A 6952-nucleotide genomic window follows, 5' to 3' on the forward strand; every position below is an offset into this window, starting at 1 on the left:
CAGACCCTAGCCCCCGGAACCGCTGTCCGCTCGCCGTGCCGGGTGGTCTTCGTAAGCGCCCTCGGCGGTCGACGTGACCGGCGGCCGGTAACGCCGCAACGCCGGGAACGCCACCGCGAGAACCACCGCCAACCCCGCCGCCACGAGACCGCCGCCGACCCAGGCCACGCCGCTGCCGAAGCCGGTCGCCATGGCACCCGCGCGCAGGTCACCCAGACGCGGCCCACCGGCCACCACCACGGTGTTGACGCCCTGGAGCCGACCGCGCATCCGGTCCGGCGCATAGATCAGCAGAATCGACTGCCGCACCACCGAGCTGATCAGGTCGGCCGCCCCGGCCAGCACCAGCAGGGCGATGACCAGCCAGAGCTGCCGGGCCAACCCGGCCAGCGCCACCGCCAGGCCCCAGCCCACCACGGCGAGCACCAGCACCAGCCCCTGCCGGCGTACCCGGCCGATCCAGCCGGAGACCAGCCCGGCGAGCAGCGAGCCGATCGCGATCGAGCTGTACAGCCACCCCACCGCCGCACCCCCGCCGAACCGCTCGGCGGCGACCTCGGGGAACAGCGCCCGGGGGAAGGCGAACACCATCGCGATCAGGTCGATGGCGAAGGAGAGCATCAGCACCCGGCTGGCGAGCAGGTAGCGGAACCCGTCGACGACGCTGCGCAGCCCGGCCTGTCGGGGCGTACCGTCCGGGTCCGGCTCGGGCGGCATGGCGGGCAGCCGTAGCGCCGCCCAGACCAGGGCGACCAGCAGCACGGCGTCCACCGCGTACGCGATCGGCAGCGCCACGTCGAGGTGCCAGGCGGCCAGGATCAGGCCGGCGGCCAGCGGCCCGAGGACCGAGGTGGCCATCGCGGTGGTGAAGTTCAGCGTGGTCGCGGCGGGCACCAGCTCGGCCGGGACCAGCCGGGCCACCAGCGCGCTGCGCGCCGGCCCGCTGATCGCGTACGCGACCGAACTGAGCGCCACCAGCCCGAGCAGCAGCACCGGGCTGCCCACCCCCAGCAACGCCTGCGCCAGCAGGCCCACCACCGAGACCCAGAGCAGCACCGAGCCGGCGGTCAGCACCAGCCGACGGTCGATGGCGTCGGCCACCGCCCCGCCCCAGAGCCCGAACACGAGCAGCGGCACGAAGGCGGCGATGCCCAGCAGCCCGACCCAGAGCGAGTCCTGGGTGAGGGCGTACATCTCCACCGGCACGGCGACCGCGGTGAACTGGAAGCCGAACATGGCGATGCCGTTGCCGAGCCAGAGCCGCCGGTACGCGACCACCCGCAGCGGGCGCAGGTCGATGGCCCAGCGCCGCCGTTCGCGGGGCCGGTCCGTTTCGGTCGAGGTCACGGCGCCAGCCGCTCCACGACCCAGTCGTCGGCGTCGCGGCGAAACCGCAGTCGGTCGTGCAGCCGGCTGGCCCGGCCCTGCCAGAACTCCACCGAATCGGGCCGGACCCGCAGCCCGCCCCAGTGCGGCGGGGTGGGGATCGGGTCCACGTCGGCGAAGCGCTCCGCCACCACCCGGTACGCCTCGTCCAGCGCCGCCCGGTCGGGCAGCACCGACGACTGGGCGCTGGCCCAGGCGCCCAGTCGGGAGCCGCGCGGCCGGCTGGCGAAGTACGCCTCGGTCTCCGCCCGGTCGACCCGTTCCAGTCGGCCGGCGACGATCACCTGCCGTTGCATCGGGAACCACGGGAACACCAGGCTGGCGTACGGGTTCACCTCCGCCTCGACGCCCTTGCGCGACCGGTAGTTGGTGAAGAAGACGAAGCCCGCCGGGTCGTAGCCCTTGAGCAGCACCGTCCGCGCGCTCGGATGGCCCTCGGCGTCGGCGGTGCTGACCACCATGGCGTTGGGCTCGGGCAGCCCGGCGGCGACCGCGTCGGCGAACCACCTGTCGAACTGCGTGTGCCACTGCGCCGCCAGGTCGGCCTCGATCAGGCCGGCGTCTGCGGCGTACTCGTGACGCATCCCCGCGGGTGGCGGTGTGTCGCCCGTCACGTTTCCTCCCTCTGGATCGGGCCGCTCGCCCCCGCGACCAGCCCGTCGGGGCCAGTCTTACCGAGGGCCCCACGGCGCCTGCGGCCGGGGATGTCGTCAGCAGCACATCCGCAGCGGGTCGCATACCCGATCACCAGCAGGCAAGATGTCACGAACACACATCCGGAGAGGGTCGCCTGAAGGCGCTCACCCGGCCGGGGCCGGGACACCGAGCCGGGCGGGCGCGCACCGACCACACACCAGGAGTAGTGAGATGGCCGACTTCAAACCCGGGCTCGAAGGCGTCGTAGCGTTCGAGACCAAGATCGCCGAACCGGACCGCGAGGGTGGCGCGCTGCGCTACCGGGGGGTCGACATCGAGGATCTGATCGGCCAGGTCTCCTTCGGCAACGTCTGGGCGCTGCTGGTCGACGGCCGGTTCGGCCCCGGCCTACCGCCGGCCGAGCCGTTCCCGGTGCCGGTGCACTCCGGCGACATCCGGGTCGACGTGCAGTCCGCGGTGGCGATGCTCGCCCCGTACTGGGGCCTGCAGCAGATGCTGGACATCTCCGACGAGCAGGCACGCGAGGACCTCGCCCGGGTGTCGGTGACCGCGCTCTCCTTCGTCGCCCAGTCCGCCCGTGGCCTCGGGCTGCCGGCGGTGCCGCAGAAGGAGATCGACAAGGCGGAGACGATCGTCGAGCGCTTCATGAAGCGGTGGCGCGGCGAGCCCGACCCCCGACACGTCAAGGCCGTCGACGCGTACTTCATCTCGGCCGCCGAGCACGGCCTGAACGCCTCCACCTTCACCGCCCGGATCGTCGCCTCCACCGGCGCGGACGCCGCCGCCTGCATCTCCTCGGGCATCGGCGCGCTCTCCGGCCCGCTGCACGGCGGTGCCCCGTCGCGGGTGCTCAGCATGCTGGAGGCGGTCGAGCGCAGCGGCGACGCGGAGAGCTACGTCAAGGGCGTGCTCGACCGGGGCGAGCGGCTGATGGGCTTCGGCCACCGCGTCTACCGGGCCGAGGACCCGCGTGCCCGGGTGCTGCGTCGCACCGCCAAGGAGCTGGGCGCGCCGCGCTTCGAGGTCGCCGAGGCGCTGGAGCGGGCCGCGTTGGCCGAGTTGCAGGCCCGCCGCCCGGACCGGGTGCTCGCCACCAACGTCGAGTTCTGGTCCGCCGTGGTGCTCGACTTCGCCGAGGTGCCGGCGCACATGTTCACCTCGATGTTCACCTGCGCCCGGATGGGTGGATGGAGCGCGCACATCCTGGAGCAGAAGCGGCTCCAGCGGCTGGTCCGTCCCTCCGCCCGGTACGTGGGCCACAGCCCGCGCAAGCCGCACGAGGTGGAGGGCTGGGACGCCGTCCCGCACGACGTCTGAGGCGTCGGCGCCGCCCGGCGTCTGAGGTGTAAGGAAGGGACCCTTTCTACCGTCTCCGGTAGTACAGGGGTCCCTTTCTAACATCCAGGCCCGGCGCCCAGCGCAGCGAGCGCTGCGCGGCGGGCGGGCGGCAGGCGGGCGGCGGGGGTGTGGGCGACGCCACGGGCTGTGGCGGACGCCTCACGGTTGGGGCTGGGACCAGCACCCGGCGGGGCGTCGACGGGTGCAAGGATGAATTCCGGCAGCGCCGCCCGATGGGCTAGACCCCGGCTTCGACCGTGCACCCGCACGCGCCCGCCGTCGGTCCGCCCCACCTGCTCACCCGGGCCCCGACCCATGCGGAAGGATCTTTACGACCGTGGCTGACGCACCGACCATCCGGATTCCCGACGAGATCAAGCCCGCCGACGGCCGCTTCGGCTGCGGGCCGTCCAAGGTCCGTCCGGCGGCGGTCTCCGCGCTCGCCGAGGTGGCGACCAGCTACCTGGGCACCTCGCACCGGCAGAAGACCGTCCGCGACCAGGTGGCCCGGCTGCGCTCCGGCATCGCCGAGTTCTTCTCGCTGCCCGAGGGGTACGAGGTGGTGATCGGCAACGGCGGCACCACCGCGTTCTGGGAGGTCGCCACGTTCGGCCTGGTCCGCGACCGGGCCCAGTTCGCCAGCTTCGGCGAGTTCGGCGCCAAGTTCGCCAAGTCCGTCAAGGACGCGCCGTTCCTGGGCGAGCCGACGGTCCGCAAGTCGGACGCGGGCAGCGCGCCGACCCTGACCGCCGAGGCCGGCGTGGACGTCTACGCCACCCCGCACAACGAGACCTCGACCGGTGTGGCGGTGCCGATCAGCCGGGTGGCCGGTGCCGACCCGGGCTCGCTGCTGCTGGTCGACGCCACCTCCGGCGCCGGCGGCCTGGAGGTCAACGTCGGCGAGACCGACGTCTACTACTTCGCCCCGCAGAAGTGCTTCGGCTCCGACGGCGGGCTCTGGCTGGCCCTGATGTCGCCGGCCGCGCTGGAGCGGGCCGCCGAGATCAAGGCTTCCGGCCGGTACATCCCGGCCTTCCTCGACCTGGTCACCGCGATCGACAACTCGCGGCTGGAGCAGACCTACAACACCCCGGCGCTGGCGACGATCTTCCTCGCCGCCGAGCAGACCGACTGGATGAACTCCCAGGGTGGGCTGGCCTGGGCGGCCAAGCGCACGGCCGAGAGCGCCGCGACGGTGTACGGCTGGGCCGAGCGCTCGACCGTCGCCACCCCGTTCGTCACCGACCCGGCGCTGCGCTCCAACGTGGTCGCCACCATCGACTTCGCCGACGGGGTGGACGCCACCGCGATCGCCAAGGCACTGCGCGCCAACGGCATCGTGGACACCGAGCCGTACCGGAAGCTGGGCCGCAACCAGCTCCGGGTGGCGCTCTTCCCGGCCGTCGAGCCGGCCGACGTGGAGGCGCTGACCGCCTCGATCGACTACGTGGTCGAGCGACTCTGAGTGAACACACGGTGACCCTACGGGCCCGGTCGACCCACTGTGGTCACCGGGCCCGTGTCGTACTGCGACAAACGCCACTGTCGCGCTCGCGGCACTGACCCGCCGCACAGCGCTCAGCAGCGGGGAATTAGGCTGCTCAGCTCGACTTGCCCGGGCGTGGCGTCTCCCACCAGGCTCCGGATGGGCGTACCGTGGAGCGCAACGCCCCGGGTGGCCGGCTCGTGGCGTAACGGCCAGCGAAGCGGGACGGAGGCAACGCGATGCGCCCAGTACGCTTCGTCGCCCTCTCCGAGGACGGCCAGGCCCTGGTGCTCGCCGACGAGGTCGGGCGCCTGCTCGCCCTGCCCATCGACGAGCGTATCGCCGGAGCGATGCAGGCCGAGCCGGGTGCGCCCACGCTCGCGGTGGCACCGTCCACCGCCGACCCGGTGCCGTCGCTGTCCCCTCGGGACATCCAGGCCCGGATCCGCTCCGGCGAGTCCGCCGAGGACGTCGCCCGGATCGCCGGAGTACCGGTCGACCGGGTGCTCCGCTACGCCGGGCCGGTGCTCCAGGAGCGGGCGATGCTCGCCCAGCACGCCCGCCGTACCCGGCTCAAGGGTGCCGAGAAGCCCACGCCCCTCGCCGAGGTGGTCAACGGCCGACTCGCCCAGCACGGGATCGACACCGAGAAGATCTCCTGGGACGCGTGGCGCCGCGACGACGGCACCTGGCGCATCGTCGCCACCTGGCCGTCCGGCAAGGCCACCGCCCAGGCGGTCTGGGATCTGGACAAGACCCGGCAGTCGGTGGCCCCACACGACGACATGGCGCAATACCTCTGCGCCGAGCGGCCCGCGCCGCTCCTCGGCCAGGAGCCGGCACCGGAGCGGGGCGGGCACGCCCTGCCCGGCCCGTCGCGCGGTGAGCCGAGCCGAGGTGGGCACGGGCTGCCCGCGCCGACCGATCAGAACCGCTCCGGCCGGGATCCGATCCGGGCCGGCCGGGACGCGCTGCTCGCCTCGCTGGACCGTCCGCTCGGCTCCACCTCGGGCCGGGGCCTCGAGCCCCGCTCGCCGGCCGCGCTCGCCGGTGGCCAGGACACGCCGCGCCGGGCCGTCGGTGGCGGGGCAGCCGCCCTGCTCGGCGGTGGTCAGGGCTCCGCCTTCGACGACGACGCGGACGCGCCCAAGGAGGTCCCGGCCGTGCCGTCGCTGGCGGTGCTGCGACCGCGCCGCACGGGTGCCCCGGCCGCCACGGCCAACGAGTCGACCGAGGCCGGTGCCAAGCCGCGCAAGCGGCTGCCGAGCTGGGACGACGTCCTGTTCGGCAGCGGTCCCGCGGCCCGCGAGTCCTCCTGACCGGGCACCGGCCAACGCGCCGGTGCCCGCCGAGGGCGCTGAGCTAGGACAGCGGCCACGCCGCCTGAGCTAGGACAGCGGCCACGCCGCGAGGCGGTGGTGGGTCGGCTGAGGCCCCAGTTCACTGCGGGTGAGCACGAGTTCCCCGGCCGTCCATTCCGGGCCCTGGTAGTCCGCCAGGGCGGCGAGATCGGCGTCCGCGTCAGCCGGTGAGAGCCGGTCGCCGGGTCGGGCCACGGTCAGGTGCGGACGCAGCGGCTTCTCGTCGTACGGCAGCCGGGCGTGACGCAGCCGGGAACGGACCAGCCGCCCCACCACGTGCAGTGCCTCGACCTCACCGCCCACCCCGACCCAGAGCACGGTGAAGCGTCCCCGACCGAACCGCCCGCCGCCGGCCAACCGAAGCAGAGGTGCGGCGGTACGCCCTTCCCGCGCCCACTCGGCGGCGAGACCGAGGGCGCTCTCCACCTCGACCAGCCGCCCCGCGTCGACGTCACCGAGGAACGCGAGGGTGAGGTGGGCCCGCGCCGGATCGAACAGTCGGACGTTGGTCCCGGCGGCAGCGGCGGCACCGAGCCGGAGCCGGGCCACCCGGTCGGTCAGGTGCGCGACCGCCTCGGTCGACGGATGGATCGCGGTGAAGAGTCGCACCTAGTGAAGGATCGCAGCTAGTGCGGTGTCCAGGAACGTTGGCGGTGTCGCGGCGAGGTCCAGGCGGCGGTCCGGCAAGGCGGAGTCGGGCCTGGATACCGGTGTTGTATCCAGG

Annotated in this window: 6 protein-coding genes; 3 read left to right on the forward strand and 3 right to left on the reverse strand. The window is 73.6% G+C overall.

Features of this window, described 5'->3' with window-relative positions:
• Positions 1-6: 6 nt before the first annotated feature.
• Positions 7-1347, reverse strand: a complete 1341-nt coding sequence (locus ABT008_RS12990) for an MFS transporter (RefSeq protein ID WP_350696158.1) — start codon at positions 1345-1347, stop codon at positions 7-9.
• On the reverse strand, positions 1344-1970 hold the full coding sequence (gene pdxH / locus ABT008_RS12995; RefSeq protein WP_350696183.1) for a pyridoxamine 5'-phosphate oxidase: 627 nt from the start codon (positions 1968-1970) through the stop codon (positions 1344-1346). The genes ABT008_RS12990 and pdxH overlap by 4 nt, the downstream gene beginning before the upstream one ends.
• Positions 1971-2253: 283 nt before the next feature.
• Here pdxH and ABT008_RS13000 point away from each other — a divergent pair, with 283 nt between their 5' ends.
• From ABT008_RS13000 to sepH, 3 genes are all read left to right on the forward strand, one after another.
• Positions 2254-3360: a citrate synthase 2 gene (locus ABT008_RS13000; protein WP_350696159.1), complete on the forward strand. Its 1107-nt coding sequence runs from the start codon at positions 2254-2256 to the stop codon at positions 3358-3360.
• A gap of 358 nt (positions 3361-3718) precedes the next feature.
• Positions 3719-4846, forward strand: coding sequence for a phosphoserine transaminase (gene serC / locus ABT008_RS13005; protein WP_350696161.1), 1128 nt, complete (start codon positions 3719-3721; stop codon positions 4844-4846).
• A 260-nt stretch (positions 4847-5106) separates the two neighbouring features.
• The gene (sepH, locus tag ABT008_RS13010; protein WP_350696163.1) at positions 5107-6186 is read left to right on the forward strand and encodes a septation protein SepH; all 1080 of its coding nucleotides are present in this window, start codon (positions 5107-5109) and stop codon (positions 6184-6186) included.
• A gap of 69 nt (positions 6187-6255) precedes the next feature.
• Here sepH and thpR read toward each other — a convergent pair whose 3' ends face one another.
• On the reverse strand, positions 6256-6837 hold the full coding sequence (gene thpR, locus ABT008_RS13015; protein WP_350696164.1) for an RNA 2',3'-cyclic phosphodiesterase: 582 nt from the start codon (positions 6835-6837) through the stop codon (positions 6256-6258).
• Positions 6838-6952: the final 115 nt, after the last annotated feature.

This window comes from Micromonospora sp. NPDC002389, assembly GCF_040296095.1.
In the GTDB taxonomy this organism is placed as follows: domain Bacteria; phylum Actinomycetota; class Actinomycetes; order Mycobacteriales; family Micromonosporaceae; genus Micromonospora.

Bases quoted from the DNA above. Each gene is read 5' to 3' on its own strand.
- pdxH (WP_350696183.1), bottom strand. From the start codon at position 1,970: ATGCGTCACGAGTACGCCGCAGACGCCGGCCTGATCGAGGCCGACCTG.
- ABT008_RS13000 (WP_350696159.1), top strand. From the start codon at position 2,254: ATGGCCGACTTCAAACCCGGGCTCGAAGGCGTCGTAGCGTTCGAGACC.
- sepH (WP_350696163.1), top strand. From the start codon at position 5,107: ATGCGCCCAGTACGCTTCGTCGCCCTCTCCGAGGACGGCCAGGCCCTG.